Raw genomic sequence first — 20,516 nt, 5'->3', positions numbered from 1 at the left:
TGGCAATTTGTTCTTTTTTCTGAGTTAATAACTGCGTTTTACGGTGTAAGTAACTTTCTTTGAGCCGTCTGCTGGTATGGTTATATCCCATTCAGCGGTATAAGCATCTTTTTTCTCGTAAGGGTCAGAGCTGGTTGTGATTTCCCAGTCACCGTAGAAGTGTTCTACGATTTTTACTTTCTGGGACTCGGATTTGTGGTTTTTGATTTCGGTTTCATAGCTTTCTCTCCAAACATTCAAGCTGATCTTACTGTAATTGGTCTGGGTCCTTTTACCTGTTACATCAAAAGCGTTTCCAACAACAACTTTTATCTCTTCGTCTTTTGGGGTGTGCTTTATGCTGTCTTCCCCCAGGAATTGAAGCTGACCTTCGGAGTCAGTTTTGTATACCCTCAAAACCCCGGCAGGAAGAGGCATTCCAAGGCCTTTTTCTTTTGAATTGTTGAAACTCAGGGCGACCTGCACATCTCTACTTTTTGAAATATCAAAAATGAGCTCTTTTTCTACAGGCACGGAATTGACAGAGAGCAGGGAAAGTTGTTTTACCTGATTATTCCTGAGGGTAGCCGGTCTTTGAAGTGTATACAGGTGATACTCAAAAAGGGATTCCTCAACAACACTTTCCACAGCTTCATCATATGCAACTCCTTCTTCTACAGCTGGCTCTCTTGCAGTCATTCCCTTCGGTACAGTTACACGATGAACATCCCCTGCAACCAGTTTCAATTTGGCGTTCTCATAGGTTGTCCCTACTTTATTATTAACAGTAACCCAACCCTGGACATCGGCTTTCTTATCATCCGCACTGGTCTTTACGATATAGTTTGCTTTCCAGCTCATCCCGTTTGTAAGATAGGAAGTGAGGACATCCCTCTTGCCTGCAGAAGGCGAGTAGACTTGCCAGATAAGGGTAGGTTTTGTGAGCAGTCCGGCAGAGTCAGGAAATTCCACTTTCGAGATTTCGGAAAGAGTTACAACTTTTCCGTCACTTAACTTGAGTACCAGACCTTTGTACTCGTTATAATTCATGAGAATCCCTGTGTATGTACCCCCTTCTTTTTCGGTTACGGTAATTTCTTTGTCCAGAAATTTCTCCAGGAGCTCCTGGCTGCTCACGAGATCATACTCATAGTTCTGCTCCAGTACGACAGTATTCTTATTTTTCGTATCCTCAAACATTACTGATGTCGGGTCAATAAGAGCAGCAACATCCTTATATTCAACTTTATTCACTCCTGAATCAAGTTCAAGTTCCCTTTTTTCTTTTACAAGAGCAAGGTTATTATTATAAACAGTAACTTCGGTACCCGAATCAATTGCCTGAGCACCTGCAGTGAGAATCTCCAGGGGATTTGAAGTTTGTACTCTGGTAACTATGCTCGAACTGGATTCTATTCCGTTAATTGTAGTTTCAGACCTATCTGCTTGAGCTGCTTGAGCTATGCTTACTGTATAATCAGGATGGAAGGAAAAGTCAGGATACAGGAAAGCTGCAGATGTGGCTAAAATTAAGCTTGATGCCATAATAAGCAAGATACAACTTTTATTTATTTTCATAATAGATGTGTAGGTAACTTTCTTATTTATATTTAGCTTTAGGTGCAGTTTTATTTGAGGCTATTTCTTCATTTTTCTACATAGTTTTGCAGGACTTTAGATATGACTTTAAAATTCCGAATAGCTTCTTATCATTCTCAAATATCCGGTTTTGCCTTTCAGATTTAGCGTTTTTCAAGGCTATAGACTGTAAATACTTTAACTTTTATTTTTAGAATAAAAGGGTAGAAGACAGTTATAAATAATATACAGAAGTACATAGTTAATATTATCATAAAGTTAATTTCGTTATATCTGAAATGATCTGAAAAACACATACCTAATAGAAAAATGAGCTAGAAGAAGATCGGAGAAGAAACAAGCTCAAAAACAAATCAGATGGCCGTAAATCGGAAACCCGTAAAATCTGGAAATGAATTAAGGGTCCTTTCTTATGAATCTCATCAAAACTTTCAGGAATAAAAGCTGGATTAAACTATCAGGCCTTATTTCAGGCTTCGCTCTGATTATTTTATTTGCCTGGATAATCCTCCCTGCTTCAGCCGCAGGAATAGAAGCAAACAGGGAAATTTCTGCCGGAACAGTTGATCCAGGAGAGAGTTTTGCAATAACTGTACATATAATTACAGATCAGGATATTGAATCCCTGACGCTCGATGAAAATCTCCCTGAAGGGTGGCAGGTGAGTGAGTGGGAAAATAATGGGGCTGTATTCCAGGAAACCAGCACATTCAAAGCATCCACTCTGGAATGGATCTGGGTTGAGAACCTTTCAGCAGGGGAAGAAAGGACAGTTGTGTATAATGTGACTGTGCCTTCAAACTACGAGCCTGGAAACTTTACACTTTCGGGCAGGATCTCTGCTTATTCTGTTTCTGCTGTCCCTGTAGAAGGATTTTCAAAAGTAACAGTTACTTCTTCACCACCTGAAGCCAACTTTTCCGCAGTTCCTCTCCTTGGCCCTGCACCTCTGATTGTCCGGTTCACGGGTTTATCTACCTTCAACCCTGATTCCTGGGAATGGGACTTTGACGGAAACGGGAACATTGACTCAAATGAAAGGAATCCGGTTTACACGTATGAGAGTCCTGGAACCTACACTGTAATATTAAAAGCAACTAATAATAAATACAGAAATATTACCCAAACAAAAGCAGGATATATAACCGTCACCGAGGGAACTTCCAGTTATGAAAATAGGGAAAGTAGCGGAGGAAGTGGAGGAAATGGAGGAAGTGGAGGAGGCGGAGGAGGTTCTGTCTCTCCTGAATCAACCAGTAATGTCGAGCTAAAGGAAATTTCGAGTGAACAGGTTTTCAAAGAGGTCCACACATGTTTCACTTTTAAAGGCGAAACAAACGAAATAGTCTCTGTGGAGTTTGATCCGAAAAAGAATTTTGGAAAAATAACTGCTATTGTAGAAATGCTAAAAAATACATCGTCAATTGTTAAGGAACCTGCGCCCGGAACTGTATACAGGAATATAAATCTCTGGGTTGGAAATAGTGGCTTTTCAAGTCGGGAGAATTTTGAAAATGCCCAAATAAATTTCAGGGTGAACAGAGCCTGGACTATTGAACAGGGAGTCAGTAAAGATACTGTAACCCTGTACCGCTACAGTGATGGAGTCTGGAACCCGCTACCTACGACCCTGAGTAGAGAAGATAACGTTTACTTCTACTTTACCGCAGAAACATCTGGTTTTTCTCCCTTTGCAATCTCAGGCAGCGAAAAGAGAATTCAATCGGTTGAAACTCCTTCATCCAAAATCGAAAAAAATCAGACCCTGAACGAAGAGAAAACATCTGAAAAGGATAAACAGGAGAACCTTGCTTCAGATATTGAAAAAGAAGAGACAAAGAGCTCTCCAGGGTTTAAATTTGACTTTGTGGCAGTTGAATTACTGGTTTTGTATGGGCTATTAAATAGAAAGAAATAATCCTGAGGTAAAAAGATAAAATTCGAGGACAAAAGAATAAAATCCTGGGATAAAAAAATAAAATTCGGGAATAAAAAAGGTAATTAAAACAAAAGCTAGAGTATAGAAGCTTTTTTGTTGAAAGTCTTCTCATAGAGGCTTTATTTCCATCTCTATCCTCTCTTCAACTTTTTACTTCAGTGTCCAGACTGAAGTAAAAAGTTGCATTCTTTGAGCAAATTACATTCATTAAGTTTACGCTTTTGATTTTTTAGCGATATCCACACTGTTCCACACTGTTTTACCTGCGTCCAATCGTTTTAACACATCCAATCATTTACCGGTATCCAATGTTTTATTGATATCAAATCATTTTATCTACATTCAATTATTTTACCGATATCCGCATTTCTCAAGCCAGGTAAGAGACCTTATCCATTCTCCTTTTGGTTCCCTTGAAGTGCCCACAACAAGTCGCTTGATATCTCCTACTTCTTCGACGATGCCTCGAGCTTCTATCAGTTCTCCGGGAAGCGCCTGGCCTGCATAGGTATGGGTATATGAGAGCACGTGGTCTATTTCATCGTGTTCGACCTTGTAATACGCAGGGCTGTCAAAAGCAAAGTCAGCATTTGTAACTTTGGCTTCGATTTTCATTTTGACAGTATCCTTCCCACGCAGGAGAGGCTCTTTAATCTGGTCCCATTCCCTTACGAAAAGGAGGTCAAAGTAAGTCCCTTCGACCATGCCTCTGTTACCTTTTCTCGATTCGTGCAGCATGAACTCATCAAATGAAATCTCCGGAATTCTCTTTGTATAGATTCTCTTCCACATTTCCTCATTGATTTCTTCAATGGGCCCCTCCTGCTGTTTTGCTGCGGTTATTGCATCCCTTGCTCTGAACCATACAGGGCCGTAAACAACAAAGTCAATATCCGAGTTCTCGTTCTGGAGTCCTGCAAGCATCGAGCCCGTAACTCCCATGCTTGTCCTGGGAACACCTGCCAGGTCAAGTGCTTTTACGATTGCCCTTACGCGACTGTCAGAGTTTACAAGCCTGGGAATCGCATCCGATGGGCGAAGCACCTGCTTTACCTCGGATTCAGGCACTACGTGAACATCCTGCACCCATTCAGGTTTATGTTCACTCATGAATTCAAAAGCCGGACCGAAGTCATATTTTTTGTATCTTATTCCGTTTAACTCCCTTTTCCCGTTCTCATCGGGCACGTAGCGGAGTGTGGAGCGGATTCCATCCCTACGGAAATAGTCTGAAACCGCAAAAAACCAGTTGTCTTTCGTGACAAGAAAATCCCTCAGACGTGTTTTTAGCATTTATACCATCCATCCTGGAAATTATGGGAGTACTGCAAAGTACTCTGGTTTAAGGAACCTTAATGGCTGAACTTTATAATAATCTATAATGAATAATATGAAATGTATTGTTAATTCTGTATATAGTTATCATGTGTTTTAAAAAAAGCCTTTTAAAAAGGCTTTAGCGAAAAGTTCTGGATTAAACGGTATGTTATGTAACAAATGGCATGTTATGTAATAAATGACGTAGCAACATGGATAATATACCTGGAGTTACAGATACTTAAGGGAAATATACTGAAAGACTTAAGGGAAATATACTGAAAGACTTAAGGGAAATATACTGAAGGAATAAAATAGACATAAATAAAGTATATTGAAATAGAACACCCTAAAGTAAAAAATTCTTAATAATTCTTAATATTACTACCAGTCGATATAAAGACAATAAATATTACGGACCAGTAAACGGAATAGACTGCAAATGCAGAACATCCGAGGGAATGCTTTTGAGAGAAAATTCGAGTACAGAAGCGCTTGAGGCCTGGATTATACAGCTCAGGCGCGAATTTCACAGATATCCAGAACTCAGTTTTGAAGAATACGAGACCCAGAAAAAAATTCTGAAAATCCTTGGAGAACTGGGAGTAGAAGCCAGAAAAATAGCAGATACCGGCGTACTTGCAAGCATTCGGGGGACGTTACCTGGTCCCTGTATTGCCCTTCGATCGGATACGGATGGACTGCAGGTGCAGGAAGAGTTGACTGAAAGAAATACTAACTATATCTCCAGAAACGATGGAATTATGCACGCTTGCGGACACGACGGACACATGGCAATGCTTTTTGGGGCTGCACGGCTTTTTCAGGAAAACAGGAATTTTCCGGGAGAAGTCCGCCTTATCTTCCAGCCTGCCGAAGAAATTCCTCCGGGCGGTTCGGAGAGGGTAATTGCAGAGGGAGGGCTTGAGGGTGTAGATGCGATTATGGGCATGCACATTTTTACAAATCACGAGTCTGGAAGTGTGGGTTTTCGTCCCGGACCTTTCATGGCAAGCACCAATCGGTTTGAAGTGATCGTTAAAGGAAAGGGAGGCCATATCTCAAAGCCTGAAAGCTGCATTGATCCCGTCCGAATGGCAACGGATTTTCTGAGTAATCTTTATCCTGCCCTGAAAAAACAGCTTGAACCGGATAGGTATATTGTTGGAGTGGGAAGGATTCGAGGAGGAGCTCAGTTCAATAGAGTTCCTGACACTGTAGAGATTCTTGGAAGTTACCGAACTTTTGACCGGGAAACTACGGATATCATTGACAGGACAATAAAGGAGTGCCTGGACGAGGTAGTAAAAAGATATGTAAAACCAGGAGAAGAATTTTCAGGTTTTCCGGACTACGAGCTAGATATACTGCACGGCTATCCTGTTCTTGTGAATAATCCTAAGTTCACAAGTGCTGTAAATTCAAAGCTGCAGGAAAGTTTTCCGGAACTTACAGTCTACCCTGAACTCGAAAAAACCTTTGCCGCCGAAGACTTTGCAAGTTACTTGCAGAAAGTTCCGGGAATTTTCATTTCCCTGGGTACCCTAAACAAGGAAAAAAAGATTGTGGAAATCAATCACTCTTGCAAGTTTGATATTGATGAAGAGATCCTGGTTACCGGCACTGAAATATTTTATACTCTTTCTCTGGATTTTCTCAAAAACCCGGAAAAATATCTTAATTCTCAGGGCTGTTTTAACACAGAACCCTTAAGAAAAAGCCTGAAAATCGACAGGTGAACAGGAAATGAACTGTCCCTTGTGATAGATGAGCAGGAAGTGAACTGTCCCTTGCAATAGGTGAACAGGAAATGAACTGTTCTTTGCGGAATGAGTTAAATGATAATCCAGAGATATGATGATTCCAGAAAGAAAGAGGTCTGTGAAGTTGTGCTTGGAGTTCTGATGGAGCACGGCTTTGAACCTGACAGGCTAAAAGATGCCGACCTCAATGACATAAACGATTACTACTTTGGAAGCGGAGGCGTGTTTTTCGTGGGGATCGTTGACGGTAAAGTCGTAGGCACCGCAGGCGTCCGAAAACTTGACGGAAACCTGTGTGAAATCCGGCGTATTTACCTTAAAAAGGCTTTCAGAAGTAAAGGCTACGGAAAGCAGCTCTTCGGAACTGCTCTCAATTTTGCTGAGAAAAACTGCTCAGGTGCGTTTCTTAAAACCGATTCAACCCTCACGAAAGCAATAGACATGTACCTTAAATGCGGTTTCACTTTTCAGAAAGAAGAAAGGGGGTACCTGTATTTCGAGAAAATGTTTTAACACCAGAGTTACGTTTTCGGGAGGATGGAGACATTTTCGCTAACTTTGTTCGCTCAAGATGGCTGAATCTGATCTTCCGCAGATGTCTGATTAATTCATCTATTTCTCTATTACTATATTATATTAAAAAATATCTTGTCTTTATCTGGATTCATTTGTCTTCTGTTAATGAATCAGTTAGCCATAACATGGCTACAATTATCCACGCATCTTGATTTACTTTACAGGTTTACAGAAAAACATGATAATAGTAACACATTTTTAATGGATCGTATCTTAACCGATAACGAATGTATCAGGATTTAATTATAGTTATTACAACACTTCTTCTTTACAACACTTCTTCTTTACAACACGTTTTCTTGATCATTACGGAATCGTTTCTGGTATTTATGATGAACTTGATATTAGAAAGGTGATTGGTGAGACTAGGTACCAAAAGTAGGTTTGTTGCAAAATTTTCGTCTCGCACTTTTAGGCTATAATTGGCAACCTTACGTATCATTTTCCGGATAATATAAATCATTAATTCTCCTATTATGAAGTTTTTTAGTTCTTTTGTAAAAGAACAAGACTTTTTGCAACGAAACCAATGAATATTATAATAAAACAACAGCTATTCTGCATATTATTGCATTGGAATCTCTCAGCGGCTTACAATGCCGGTCCGATCTAGCTTGTTCCATTTTGCCTCCTCTTTACGCAGCTCAACGATGATCGCCCATAGCATTACTACATCCATCATTAAGGAATATAGTACCCATAATGGTATCACGTAGAAGTATTTTAAATCAGACCAAGCTCGGTCAAGAGCAATAGCAAATAATAATGCAAAAATGGCAGAGAACATACCAAGCCAACCCATGATGCTTATCCAGCTCAAAGGGATGGGATTAACGTTGAGATATAGCAAGACCGGTAACAGTAGGATTGATATCAACTGTAGCAAAGGTATGATAATCATTGATGTTAAGTTAATTGGCAAATAAAAAGCAAAAGGGGCATACTTTGGATTGAATAACATATCTCGGTGAATATAAGCTGTCTTAAGTAGCCCACGTGCCCATCGCACGCGCTGCTTCCACAGGCCCGTGATAGTTGAGGGTGATTCTGCATATACTATGGCCCAAGGTTGAAACACTATTTTGTAACCTGCCCTGTGCACACGCCAGGTCAATTCTATGTCTTCGCCTATAAATCCCTCTAAGAAGGGACCAGTCTTTTCAAGAGTGCTATATCGGAAGGCACCTATATTGCCAGATACGACAGGAAGGCAATCGATAGAAGATAGTGCTCTACGCACAAAGCCTGTGCCTACATGAGTGAGCAAGTTCGCCAGTTTTGTCTGAAGATTAGTAACGTTAATGGGAGCATCGTTGCCACATACTGCACCTACATCTTCGCTGATAAAACCACTGAGCATCTTGCTTATGGTATCAGGAGCAAAGATGCCGTCAGCATCGACGAAGAATATTACTTCTCCTTTGGCTAGTTTTAGTCCCACGTTAAGAGCTGAGGCTTTGCCTCCATTTTTCTTGGTTACCACAATTACGTGAGAGTTCGTTTCATAACGCTGCATCTCTTCAAGTGTATTATCAGATGAACCATCATCTACTAGGATAACCTCATATTCTGAATAATTTGATTCTAGAATGGACTTTATACAATGGCCTATCACTTTTCCTTCGTTATAGGCTGGTACCACTATAGAGACAAAGGGATCCTTGCTGTTGAATATGTCCTGTTTGCTTTTGCGCATTTCGAAAGCCAAAGATAGTGGATAATATGGAATCGTCAGAATACCTACAGAAAAGCAGGTGAATCCTGTAATATAGAAGAATAAAAGAAGCGGTTCCATTAGCAAACTCCAAAATCTTCTAAAACTGCATCCAGCACTTCTTTGGCTCTGGCAATATTTGCCCCAAACCTGGCATTGATCTCCAGAACTACAGGATTTTGATCGTTTCGACGGCGAATATCTATGTCCATTGGACCAGTCAGATTCATAGCCTTTGCTGCGGATTTAGCTATATCTGCTACGTCTGGGGCGTTTACGCACTTCACTTCAGTTGCATTGCCCACGATTCCTTCTTTTAGCTTAGTCTTTTCTAAAACTACGATAACAGATTTTTTTCCAATGTATACATTAGGTGCGTACTCCGTTCCAGGGATAAACTCCTGTAATATATATCTGTCATCAAGCATGGAGATTGCAGGCCAATCCTTTATGTTTCTGATAACTACCTCTCTACCACCTCTACTTACTCGCGGTTTACTCAGGCATGGCCATCCCAAATTAAGCGAGATCTCCTCAGGCGAAGAGACCTGTGAAGGCAGTAAGTACCTGGGAATACATACCCCATGGCTTGAAAGACGTTTATATGTCAGAAATTTATCATCTGCATCGGAGACTGCTTGCTGTTGACCAATGACCGTCGGTATATCACTCAATTTTTTCCATTCTGATGCTAAGATTGGTAATTCCTCGCTTACAGTTGGTATTAGCAGTTGAATGCTCTCCTCGACTGCAAGAGTGTATAGTTTTTCCAAGAACAATGGGTGTGAAGCAGGAGGAATTCTATGCACCTTGATCCCTGGAAGCGAAATCTTCTGCATATCAACGCCAATGACGTTATGTCCTTTTTCTAAAAGGAGTAATGCAACATTACGACCGGCTGGGCCTCCAATACCAGTCACCATAATCTTTACCATATAATCCCTATTGCCCAATTTATGATGTGTCATTTCAAATTTACAATTGTTTATTTCATATCATCACAGATATAATTAAATTGGTAAATTAATCCGAATTGCCTCAAAACCTTCTGCTTGTTTGACTTTTGCTTGAGTACCTCGGAAGATGGCTTTTCCATAGACCTGCTCTGGCTGTACATAGCTTTTTTTGTTTTGATCCCCATGTTCCCTGATACTTTCTATTTTGATATCTATATACTGTTCGATATTTACAAAAACATTTGGCTGGAAGTACTGAGTAATAGAAGGGCTTTCATAGCATAATATCGTGCTCAGGTTGCGACAAGCACGCAGTGTTGCATAGTGAACCGCTCTATGATCCTGATGTATATCATGAATTGAGTGTGTAAATACTATATCAGGTTTCAACTCGGTTACGATTACTTCGATTTGTTTGCTAATCTCTAAGACAAACTGATCCAGTCTAGTATCAGGAAAATCCATAATTTCAATCTTATTTAGACCTAAGAAATCAGCGCCTTTCATTGCTTCTTTACGCCTAGATGAACCATTGCCCCCACATTCCCCACCACTTGCGATCAAGCCCACTATAGTGTGCCCTGCATCGGAAAGCTTTGCGAGAGATCCTCCACAGGCGATCTCTATGTCATCTGGATGGGCTCCAAGTGCCAAAATTTTCATCGGTTTTGGACTCGGTTTAGCTATCAATTTCATCCACACAATTCCTATCAGGAGTGTACTCTGTCCTATGATGCCCAGGCAATCGGCACCTAACTGGTACCATATGTTTGAATCTGGGTTTATTAGGCAGAAAAACTGAATGGTAGCTGAAAAGATATTGCTGGCTAATATGATCCAAAACAAAATTCTAGATTTACGGACCATTCTCTTCAGCGGCAGCTTTTTCGTTAAAACGAGTATAATCACTATGTTGAAAATTATACAATTAATCAGATGTATAAATCCTGTCAAGCCGAACATATGTACTCTCTAACTCCAATCTAATCTCTTGATCGCGATTCCAATTTTTATAATTCTCTCAAAAATTTGGTGGTTTACTAATAGTCAGTTGATATTTTTCAGAAGATACACACATTCGCATTCCGCTCTCTGTTTCTGTTTCATATACACTCAATTTTCCTGTATGTAGGCAAGCTTAAAAACAAATGCAATTAAGCAAATAGAACTTATGCTATTCATTTTTCAGTTCAACTGCTTAAGTCCTAAAGCAAAGATGCTCTAAGACAAAATATCAACCATCCAATAACGCACAACCCATACTAGATATAAATGGAAAATCTTGGAAATACAGTAGTTTTCCTATAAAACTACTGTATTTTTGCACTTTATCTTAACATATATTCCTTAATAACAGTGGTATCCAACCAATAATACAGTAGTTTTAAGTAAATAACTTTATTACGAACTATATTAATTTATAAATCGAATTAAAATTTTTTGATAGATAACAGTAATTTAAGTAGTCATAGTTTATGACTACAGAAATAATTTAAGCTAAATTCCTTCTTAGGAATACTTATTTCTACACACACTAACTAACGAAAAGGAATGCTATCGCATTGGAAAAGTTTAATATTTTTGTAATTATTGTTGAGAAACAGATGAGAAGAATATTAAGATTTAATGAGAATAACGAGATGTCTATGTTAAATATAATAGAAGATTTTTAGACAACTATTAATTTTAGTTATCAGGCAATTCGCCAGATAAAGACAAAAGTAATTTTAATTATTATAACAAAAATATTTTCAAAAATATTAACTATTTAAAAGTAAAATTTAAATATAATATATTCTATACTGTCCTAAAAGTTCCGTAAAATTACAATTGGAACTAAACTGAGAAAACGCAGAAGGTCTCATAAACCTCTATGCATACTCAAATATTCTTAAAAATTTACTGTTAGAATTAGTATGAAGAAGAGTAAAGTAGATGGATTTTATGAAAATCAATGTAGAAAACAGTAATTAAGGTCTACGGAAGAGATATGCAAACAGTCTACACAGCGTAATAAATTTAGTATAAACTATAAAGAAACTAAAATTAAAATGGTTCTAATACAGTTATTTTCTTAATAATACTGTATTTTTACATTAATATATTTTATTTCGATGACAAAAACTCCTGAGAATTTATAGAATAACCAGTAGTTTTATAGGAAAACTACTACATTTATCCACAAAATTGTACAAAATCAATATCGGGTAAGTATATTAAGCTAAGTAAGACAACAACTTTTATAATCTTATATCTCACCAAACTATGACTTCTTTAGTTGTTGTCTTTTCAAATCTTATTTAGTATCTTTTTTCCGTATGTATTCCAAACCTGAAATTTGACTCTGGATTTACAGAAAATTCGAAACAATCTCTGTAAATATAAAACCTATGCAGTTAATTAATGAATAAGCCGTACAAGACTTTAGACCAGTTTGGCTATTATCCTTTCAACTATCTGTTCTAAGAATACCCCATTCCATTAATCTTTTTTTAATCTGGTGCATCTCTATATCCGTAAAGCTGAGTCCTTGATAATGATAAAGAGATGTCTCAGGATCGTGTCCCTGTCTTTGGTAAACTTTAAAAGGCGGTACTCCTGAACTTAGCATCCAAGACTCAATACTTTTTCTTGTAGTTTTTGCTGAGATTCCAAATGGATTAAAATTAGTTTTAATAGCCCATCTTTTAAGGTCTTGGTTCCATGTATCAATATCTGGAGGAGCGGGCCCGTTGAAAAATTGATCAAGAATATAGGGAAAAGTTGAGGGTAACAAATCAATGGTTCTCTCCTTCGCTTTTCGTTTCACTTTCTTCTGTGCATCTTCATTAAGACGAATTTGGTTCCTGCTCTCAGAGTACCATTCAGGATGATCGTACAGCCTTTGGATTTCAGCATACCTCATGCCAGTGATTGTTGATAGCTCAAAAAGAGTTTTGTGTCTCTTTTTTGGAATTCCTGCCTTAAACCTATCATATTCTACAGGGACAAAGATACGGATTCCATTTACATAAATGGCTTCTTTGTCCCTTATAAATCCTGAAACCGGATACTTTTCTTTCATTTATTGGTATACAGTTGTTTTTCATAAAAATACTTTATTATTGTTTGACTAAAATTTGTATGGGTGAATATCTGTTAAGATAATATGAAAAATACAGTATTTTGATACTAACTACTGCATTTAATTATTAATATTATGTTAAGAAATTGAGAAGAAAACCGTAACTGTTCAGGTATTCTTGTTAAGGCTACGTAATTTTTCCTCTTTCCGAGGAAAAATTGGACTTACAATGAGTTATTTTTCGGCAGTGTGCCGAAAGTTCTGTAAATTCAAAGTCAAATTTTTGTGTACTGAACAAAATTCGGTTCTCTTGCTCAGGGATTTTTAAACCACAAACTTTCTAAGTTTTCTGATTTTACAGAAAAAGTGGCACACTGCCAGTCGCGAAAGGAATTGAAGAAAATTCACCTTCTCTAAATCCTAGAAAACAAGGAAAACATGGTAAGAATCCAAAAACAAAAGCAAAGAATCTGCTTTATAGGTTTATAGAACACAAAGAAAATATTCTGAGACTCCTGACAGATTTGGAGGTTCAGTTTGAGAATAATCAGGTAGAAAGAGATATCAGAATGATGAAGCTACAGCAGAAAATATCAGGAACTTTCAGGACCATGCAAGGAGTGGAAGCTTTCTGCAGAATTAGAGCATATATTTCTACAGTTAGAAAGAACAATTTGTCTGTTATAGATGCTATTTTATCGGCGCTCAAAAGAATGCCGATAAGTATACCCTGAATAGCTACTAATTTTTATAAAATAAGAACTATGGCATTTTTTGTCATCTAGAGGCACTGAGAAAACTGTCTAAGTGTTTCTTATGCTTTTTTGATATTGGATGGGGTTTGTCGAAGGAAACAAGCGTATTCTCTGATAGGATGTAACATTTGGATTTGCATTTGCATAGGTAATATACGAACATTTTATGTCAAAATGTTCGTATTCCAAAATATCCTGAGAGACTAGGTTTTTACAACTAAGCCAAAAAGGTTTAGCTCCTATAAAAGGAGCTTATAATCACGTCTACTGGTTTGCCATTACTTGGTGGTACACTATGCTGCAACCAAAGGTTTATCATTACTTTCGCTTTTACTTTAGGAATATCTCTAGCGTTTGTACAGTACCAATTAGCAATGATTTTGCCATTTGACGCTGTAGCAGTGTAATGTATGTAAGTTGGTCGCCAGTCAAATGTATAAGTCACGTTAGTTGCGTTTATATAACTAGAATCAGGTGACACAAACGTTACTGTTTGGTCTGGCTGGCATGTGAAATGTAGATGGTCTGAGCTTGAGTTACCCCACTGACCTGATTCAATATCAATCTCATGATTGTCGTCTGTATATGTGAAGAGTCCAAGCACTACATTTTTATCAAGATTTAATGATTGTGAAGATACTACCCACGTATATTTTCCGTATTTAAAGTTTTTAACACTGTCTAGTTCAACACAATTCCAATGGCCATCTGTATAGTTTATTTCTAGGTGTAGTTTACCATCTGAGTCTACATATGCATTATTTGGGTTCCAATAGTTTGATCCAGGACCTTTTATACCACTTTTAAGTATCCAATCATATCCCGACCAACTAAGGACACTTGCATTTGATTCATCTGGATCTATATATACGTTATTTGGGTTCCAATAGTTTGATCCAGGACCTTTTGTACCACTTTTAAGTGTCCCATCGTATCTCGACCAACTAAGAGCACTTGCATTTGATATAAGTAACATAATTCCAATTAACAGGAATATCGATTTTCTCATATTTTCACCATTATTATAAATTTACTTTATTCTTTATATAACCCCCTCAAAAAATGACTAGTTTTTAAAGACTATTAAGCCTTATTTGCCTAATTAAATATAGTGTTAGTCTTCTCTCATTAAGGTACAGCCATTAAATAATTTATTTGTTATTTAGAAAGATTAAGTGCTTTAATTAATTAATTAAATATCTTTTTTCCTTGCACTTATCATAGAACTTATGATGGGTAAAAATGGCATTCGATGCCTTAGTTATAAATAAAAATAAATTGTGGACAAACAAAGGAACTATATTGATTATCTACTGATTTTAAAGAGTATTATAAATTATTTATCTAAAAAATGGTTTTTAGAGTGCACCTAAATGGGGAGTTTTAACTGTAAATATATTGTCATAAAGTAAGCCTTCTAGATCCTTAGTTTTAACGATGATTTGGAAGATCCTATCTTTATAGGTTCCATTGCGAAAATCTCAGTTTCGACCTTATTTAGACCTAAGAATTCAGCACCTTTCATTGCTTCTTTACGCCTAGATGAACCATTGCCCCCACATTCCCCACCACTTGCGATCAAGCCCACTTATAGTGTGCCCTGCATCGGAAAGCTTTGCGAGAGATCCTCCACAGGCGATCTCCATGTCATCTGGATGGGCTCCAAGTGCCAAAATTTTCATCGGTTTTGGACTCGGTTTAGCTATCAATTTCATCCACACAATTCCTATCAGGAGTGTACTCTGTCCTATGATGCCCAGGCAATCGGCACCTAACTGGTACCATATGTTTGAATCTGGGTTTATTAGGCAGAAAAATTGAATGGTAGCTGAAAAGATATTGCTGGCTAATATGATCCAAAACATGATTCTAGACTTACGAATTACCTCTTATCGTTACTATTTTTCTGGATAATTGCATGAATCGCTCTCTTTTTTCTCAAGGGCTTGCAGGTATTCGAGGACAGCCAATACATAGGCTGAGTGAGACCAGGCTAAAGGGAGGACGGAGAGAGGTTTGCCTCTGTCATCAATTTGTTCGGATAGGAGGCCTGTGGGATAGGCGTGATCTGCGCACCATTCCAGGAGTTTGAGAGCCTGGTCAAGGTTACCGGTTGCGGAATGCCACTGTGAAAGCCAGAGAGTGCAGATAATCCAGCTATTCATATAGCCAAAATAAGTATCATGAAGGTACCTGGCTATTCCGCCTGAGGGACGCTTAAGTTCACGTTCGATAGCTTCCATTGTCTGGACAACCCTGTGGTCATCTGGAGGAAGAATTCCGAAGTACCAGACTGCAAAAACCGAAGAATCAAGAGTTGAATCGTCAAGAGCGCGGCGAAAACGCTTTAGTTTTTTATCATAAAGTTTCTCCAGTATGGACTTCCGTATTCGATCTGAAGCTTTCTTCCATATGTCTGCATTGTCATAATCACCAAGAGAACGGGAGAGTTCATAAGCCCCTGTGAGGCCGGCATATACAGTACAAGCGCTGTAGGTATACACACCTTTTCGTTCTTCCCACAGGTCAAAACTTGAAATTGGAAGGCCTGTTTCCGCGTCAATAGATTTTATAAGATAGCTGGCCGTGGGAATTACAAGCGTTCTGTAGTATCTGCCTGTAGTCCAGACACTCTTTGCAATTTCCCAGTTGTTATAGAGAGCGTAAAGAGGAATACCTGTTTCATCGATCTGAATCATAGGGACAGGATGCCAGGTACTCCCGAAATCTCCGGCAGGCGTATACTTGTGAAGGAAGTTGCCTCTAGGGGTGATGATTTTTGAGAAAAATTCAAAGGTCTCTGAGGTAAGGTGATGATATCGTGCTTTATCGAGTGCAAGGCAAACCCAGGCTGCATCCCTGGGCCAGCAGTATGTATAAAGGTCTGCTCCGAATTGCTTTATATCCGAATCGCAGGATGCAATTATCGAGCCTGTAATGTCCATATGAGCGATAACTGCAAGAAGGCTTCTGTAAAAGCACTTTAAGACATTATGTGGCAACTGAGATATACGGGAAAACTCAGGAAGGACGGATACTCTCTCAATAAATGAACTCCAGAAATTGAAGTTATGATAAAAAAGGGCTTTTCTTCCGGCTTTCTTTTCCTGTTTATGAGTGTGAAGTACGCTGCAGTACTTTTTTCCGAGAACTATCCAGTAGTGTATTCTTGCCGATTCTCCTGGCTTCAGTTCAGGAAGAGTCCAACCAAGGGTGGAATCTACCGAGCCGTGAGCAACAATATTCCCACTGAGGGAGGCATCGTTTTCCATGTCTCTCCAGGTGCCTTCAAGCCCTTTCCACTCTGCAGTTCCAACTGCATACTGGTCAAACGCAGGGTCACTTGCGTGCAGAAAGTAACGGTCGCGCTTGTAATGTATAAGCGTATGTTTATCGATTACAGCCGTTTCTCCGATTTTTGTCTCAAGAATTCGGTAGTTCTGGTTTGAGAAAAGACGCAAATGTTTGGGCTTATTAGAGGTATTAGTGACCTTAAAAGTCCTGTAAAAAATGTTTGCCGAGGGATGGACAGCTTCCCAGATAGTAATTTGAAGTCCGATTTCCGGGTTTTCGAACACTATTTCCCCTATGTTGGAGACAACTCCCATGCAGGCCTCAGGGACTTCCTGATTGCTTTCAATAATATTGTTTTTCCTTCTTACGCCTTCCCTGTTCTCGCCTGAGGTTTCAAGAATACGCTTGCAGAAATCCTTCTTAAATTCGGATTTATATTGCTGATGGATTTTCCAGTTTTCAAGCCAGCTACAATAAAGGGAATCAAGATCGCATATGCCAACCTTTATGGAGTTCCCATGATTTTCAAGTCCTACATATGGAAAATATATATCTCTTATAATCCCTTTTTCGTCTTCGCAGATCAGGATTCTCCCATTTCCGAAAATTAGTGGCCTAATTCCGGATACCCCCTGCTTCTTTAGTTTTCATGAACTATAAACTATATAACTCAGAAATTTAAGCTTCAGCTCAGGTTACCAAAGTATGTTATAATGGCTCTACCTTGTTGAATTCTCTTTTTTATATAACCATTACAAAAATGACTATATTACCTAAAATAGATTGGTACGGAATATTTTAGCAAGAACCGGATTTTAGCCTTAAAAAGTACGTGCTCGTTCAGCCTTAAAAATATCTTCTCGTTTATCCTTTAAAATTTCATGCTCATTTATCCTTTAAAATGTCGTGATTACTTATCCTTTAAAATTTCATGCTCATTTGCAGTTTGAATCAGTACGTGAAGCTGGTAAGCCTCTTTGCAAGTAACAAAATTGTTTATTCACTTTCTGGGTATACTCAGTTATTCTATCAAAGTTGTAATGATTCACCTAGCAATAAGTTGTGGGGCATTCGATTGAGATAGGTAAAATGTACTCTTTAGTAATTTCGTAAGAACGAAAAAGGAAGTGAGGCTTATAATTAGTTTTAATTGGCCAAAATTTTAGATAAAAATATTCAGGAAATTACCAAAAAAGTACAGTACCAAAAGATACTTCATCCCTGGATTCTTCAGTAACTGCAAACAGCAAATTTAGTCTCTGTTAAACTACTGTAATATGAATTGGCGAAATATAGAGGACAGTGGAATATTCACTTCTTTAGAAAATTCACAGTTTTTTAAAAGTAACTTTTTTACATTTTTAAGTCATTGGGATTTTGAGTTAAAGGATTAAAACCAAACGCTAATATAATTTATTTTTAGCATTAATGATATTTAGAAAGCTCTTCTTTCAGAATTTCGCTTTTAAAATCTAATTTTTAAAATAGTGGCCTCAATTCATCCTTAATATAAGATGCGAACTAAACTAAAGTTTTATATTTTTAATTTGTTTTTTTAAAACTGTACCTCCTGATCCGGTTTTTTATATTATACTGTATCTTGCCTTTAAAAAAAGGACTAATAAAGCTATAAACTTAAATTGAAAGTTAATTAAATTCCTAAATTGCTAATTAATCAATTAAAATTGTAATTTTACTAAAAAAATCTTGTAAATCCTGTTAATTTCTTAAAAAAGTCTAAATAATTTTTATAAATTGAATTATTTTTGAATACTCTAAAAAATAGCTTTATATATAAGTCAGTCAATTTTGGAACTGTCAAACGGCAAATAGCCGGTAGACAATTTAAGAAAAATGGGACTTAAGCAACTGAGATAAAATAAGCGGCATAAATCTTCAAGCTGTATGAACCAAGTGTTCAGGATAAATTTGCTCTTGCTTTATTTTGCACATCAAGTGCACTAGTCCTGAGGAGAACTCGATATGAAAAAAATTCTCTTGCCTATGGTTTTACTAGTATTAGTAACACTTTTAGTGCCCACAACTTTAGCAGAAGGCAATGTACAAGTTAATGACTTTTCTTCTAACATTACAAATGGAACTGTTACTTTAAATACCAGATTTACTGGTGATGTCACCGGGAACGTTACTGATTGGAAGTTTGTATTTGAAAATGTAGTGACAGAAAACACTACTTACAGCAAAGGAACCGGTAGTGAAAACGTTACAACCGGTCATTATTTTAAAAAACCTGGTGTTTACAATGTTACACTGGTCGCATGGGGACCTGAAGGAAACGACTCACTTACAAAGGTTGCCTATGTAACAGCCAACATGGGTAACTCAAGCACACCAACTGCAGATTTCACTGCATCTCCCACTTACGGAAGTGCACCGTTGAATGTATCATTTACCGATAACAGTACAAATGCAACTTCCTGGTACTGGAAGTTTGGGGACGGAAATGTTTCGACAGAGAGGAACCCAACTTATAATTACTCTGCTGATGGAGATTATACTGTTATCCTTGCAGTAAACAATTCAAACGGTTGGAGCGCAAAAACTCAAGAAATATCCGTACACAACGGTCTTCCTATGGTTGACTTTAGTGCAGATAATTCAAGTGGCTCTGTGCAGTTTACGGATTTATCCCAAAACGCAACCGAATGGGTCTGGGACTTCGGAGACGGGGACACTTCAGAAGATGAGAGCCCAGCACACACTTATTCCACAGCAGGAAACTATACAGTAACACTCACGGCAAGCAACGAAGTTGGATCTCTCTCAAAAGTTCATGTGGTAAACGTAACGGAAGAAGCTATTGCTAACGATGACAGCAGCAGTAGTAGCAGTAGCAGTAGTAGCAGCAGTAGTAGCAGCAGTAGCAGCAGCCACCACCATCACAGCAGCAGTAGTAGTGGCGGTGTTGGTATCAGCAGCAGTAATACCGGTACTTCTGGTACAGTAATACATATGAGTGGAACTGAGTCTGAATCTACTGGTATTGATCAAAATAACAGTACAGCAACAAACGTTAGTGATAACTTAAGTGCTTCTCCTGAACTTCAAAGCAATGTAACAGAAGCTATGAATGAAACACAGTCCGAACCTGAAACTCAGGGCTTTGAACAGGATAACGAAAGTACGGAAGCAAACACTGATGAACAGACGCCTGAGCAGGCACAAAGCTCAAACGCCTCTGGAACTGGAAACGAAAAGTCTCCTGGATTTGAAATGATTTATGGAGTAATCGGACTTCTTGGAGTGGCACTCTACAGAAGAAGATAAAACATAGTCAATAGTAGCAAGTACGGAAATAACTACAGCTATATCAGGTAAAGGCTTATCTAAATATTTGAGCAAAGAGTTAATCTAAGTTAGAGTAAGGAAGAACACAAAACAAAAAGATATACCCAATTCCATTAAAAACCTATATCGCTGGTTCTTCCTATAACCAAATATAAATATTTACAGTAGAACAGAACCAAATCTGACAAAAATGGCATAATGACCTTGTTTTGTCAGATTTGAAAGTCATTTTTTTCTATTTTCAGGAACCT

At 38.1% G+C, this 20,516-nt stretch carries 14 protein-coding genes and 1 pseudogene; 6 read left to right on the top strand and 9 right to left on the bottom strand.

Annotated features, from left to right (window positions below; translation table 11 throughout):
- Positions 1-24: 24 nt before the first annotated feature.
- Positions 25-1,557 carry a DUF4139 domain-containing protein gene (locus MSBR3_RS08885; protein WP_048107600.1) on the bottom strand — a complete coding sequence of 511 codons (1,533 nt, stop codon included), beginning with the start codon at positions 1,555-1,557 and terminating at the stop codon, positions 25-27.
- 433 nt (positions 1,558-1,990) lie between these two features.
- Between MSBR3_RS08885 and MSBR3_RS08880 the strand changes: the two genes are divergently transcribed.
- Positions 1,991-3,496, top strand: coding sequence for a PGF-pre-PGF domain-containing protein (locus MSBR3_RS08880; RefSeq protein WP_048107598.1), 1,506 nt, complete (start codon positions 1,991-1,993; stop codon positions 3,494-3,496).
- Positions 3,497-3,868: 372 nt separating this feature from the next.
- Here the strand turns inward: MSBR3_RS08880 and MSBR3_RS08875 are convergent, their stop codons facing one another.
- Positions 3,869-4,810 carry a nucleotidyltransferase domain-containing protein gene (locus MSBR3_RS08875; RefSeq protein ID WP_048107596.1) on the bottom strand — a complete coding sequence of 314 codons (942 nt, stop codon included), beginning with the start codon at positions 4,808-4,810 and terminating at the stop codon, positions 3,869-3,871.
- Between the two features lie 485 nt (positions 4,811-5,295).
- Here MSBR3_RS08875 and MSBR3_RS08870 point away from each other — a divergent pair, with 485 nt between their 5' ends.
- Together MSBR3_RS08870 and MSBR3_RS08865 are read left to right on the top strand one after the other, a co-directional pair.
- Positions 5,296-6,573, top strand: a complete 1,278-nt coding sequence (locus tag MSBR3_RS08870) for a M20 metallopeptidase family protein (RefSeq protein WP_048107594.1) — start codon at positions 5,296-5,298, stop codon at positions 6,571-6,573.
- 99 nt (positions 6,574-6,672) lie between these two features.
- Positions 6,673-7,110 (top strand): GNAT family N-acetyltransferase, encoded by a 438-nt coding sequence (locus tag MSBR3_RS08865; protein WP_048107593.1) that lies wholly within the window; start codon positions 6,673-6,675, stop codon positions 7,108-7,110.
- A gap of 646 nt (positions 7,111-7,756) precedes the next feature.
- Here MSBR3_RS08865 and MSBR3_RS08860 read toward each other — a convergent pair.
- The 4 genes from MSBR3_RS08860 to MSBR3_RS08845 all read right to left on the bottom strand — a co-directional run bounded on the left by MSBR3_RS08860 (position 7,757) and on the right by MSBR3_RS08845 (position 12,907).
- Positions 7,757-8,968, bottom strand: coding sequence for a glycosyltransferase family 2 protein (locus tag MSBR3_RS08860; protein ID WP_048107591.1), 1,212 nt, complete (start codon positions 8,966-8,968; stop codon positions 7,757-7,759).
- Positions 8,968-9,822 (bottom strand): ATP-grasp domain-containing protein, encoded by an 855-nt coding sequence (locus MSBR3_RS08855; RefSeq protein WP_048107590.1) that lies wholly within the window; start codon positions 9,820-9,822, stop codon positions 8,968-8,970. The genes MSBR3_RS08860 and MSBR3_RS08855 overlap by 1 nt, the downstream gene beginning before the upstream one ends.
- Before the next feature lie 75 nt (positions 9,823-9,897).
- Positions 9,898-10,539 (bottom strand): PIG-L deacetylase family protein, encoded by a 642-nt coding sequence (locus MSBR3_RS08850; RefSeq protein WP_230627993.1) that lies wholly within the window; start codon positions 10,537-10,539, stop codon positions 9,898-9,900.
- Positions 10,540-12,292: 1,753 nt separating this feature from the next.
- Entirely contained in the window at positions 12,293-12,907 is a 615-nt protein-coding gene (locus MSBR3_RS08845) for a site-specific integrase (protein ID WP_048107588.1), read from the bottom strand.
- A gap of 380 nt (positions 12,908-13,287) precedes the next feature.
- On the opposite strand from MSBR3_RS08845, the pseudogene MSBR3_RS19415 reads away from it, so the two are divergent.
- A pseudogene (locus tag MSBR3_RS19415) lies at positions 13,288-13,641 on the top strand (IS66 family transposase); the annotation flags it as partial.
- 253 nt (positions 13,642-13,894) lie between these two features.
- On the opposite strand, the gene MSBR3_RS18920 reads toward MSBR3_RS19415, so the two are convergent.
- The 3 genes from MSBR3_RS18920 to MSBR3_RS08825 form a co-directional block, all read right to left on the bottom strand.
- Positions 13,895-14,671: a glycoside hydrolase family 16 protein gene (locus MSBR3_RS18920; RefSeq protein WP_052723344.1), complete on the bottom strand. Its 777-nt coding sequence runs from the start codon at positions 14,669-14,671 to the stop codon at positions 13,895-13,897.
- 529 nt (positions 14,672-15,200) lie between these two features.
- Entirely contained in the window at positions 15,201-15,377 is a 177-nt protein-coding gene (locus MSBR3_RS21020; protein ID WP_230627992.1) for a PIG-L deacetylase family protein, read from the bottom strand.
- A gap of 183 nt (positions 15,378-15,560) precedes the next feature.
- The gene (locus MSBR3_RS08825) at positions 15,561-17,270 is read right to left on the bottom strand and encodes a glycoside hydrolase family 15 protein (protein WP_080942260.1); all 1,710 of its coding nucleotides are present in this window, start codon (positions 17,268-17,270) and stop codon (positions 15,561-15,563) included.
- Positions 17,271-17,399: 129 nt separating this feature from the next.
- Between MSBR3_RS08825 and MSBR3_RS21015 the strand changes: the two genes are divergently transcribed.
- Positions 17,400-17,567, top strand: a complete 168-nt coding sequence (locus tag MSBR3_RS21015; protein WP_230627991.1) for a hypothetical protein — start codon at positions 17,400-17,402, stop codon at positions 17,565-17,567.
- Between the two features lie 1,372 nt (positions 17,568-18,939).
- Positions 18,940-20,244, top strand: a complete 1,305-nt coding sequence (locus MSBR3_RS08820) for a PKD domain-containing protein (RefSeq protein ID WP_048107581.1) — start codon at positions 18,940-18,942, stop codon at positions 20,242-20,244.
- Positions 20,245-20,516: the final 272 nt, after the last annotated feature.

This window comes from Methanosarcina barkeri 3, assembly GCF_000970305.1.
Classification (GTDB): Archaea; Halobacteriota; Methanosarcinia; order Methanosarcinales; family Methanosarcinaceae; genus Methanosarcina; species Methanosarcina barkeri_A.
This window is presented reverse-complemented; position numbering and strand designations above follow the sequence as displayed.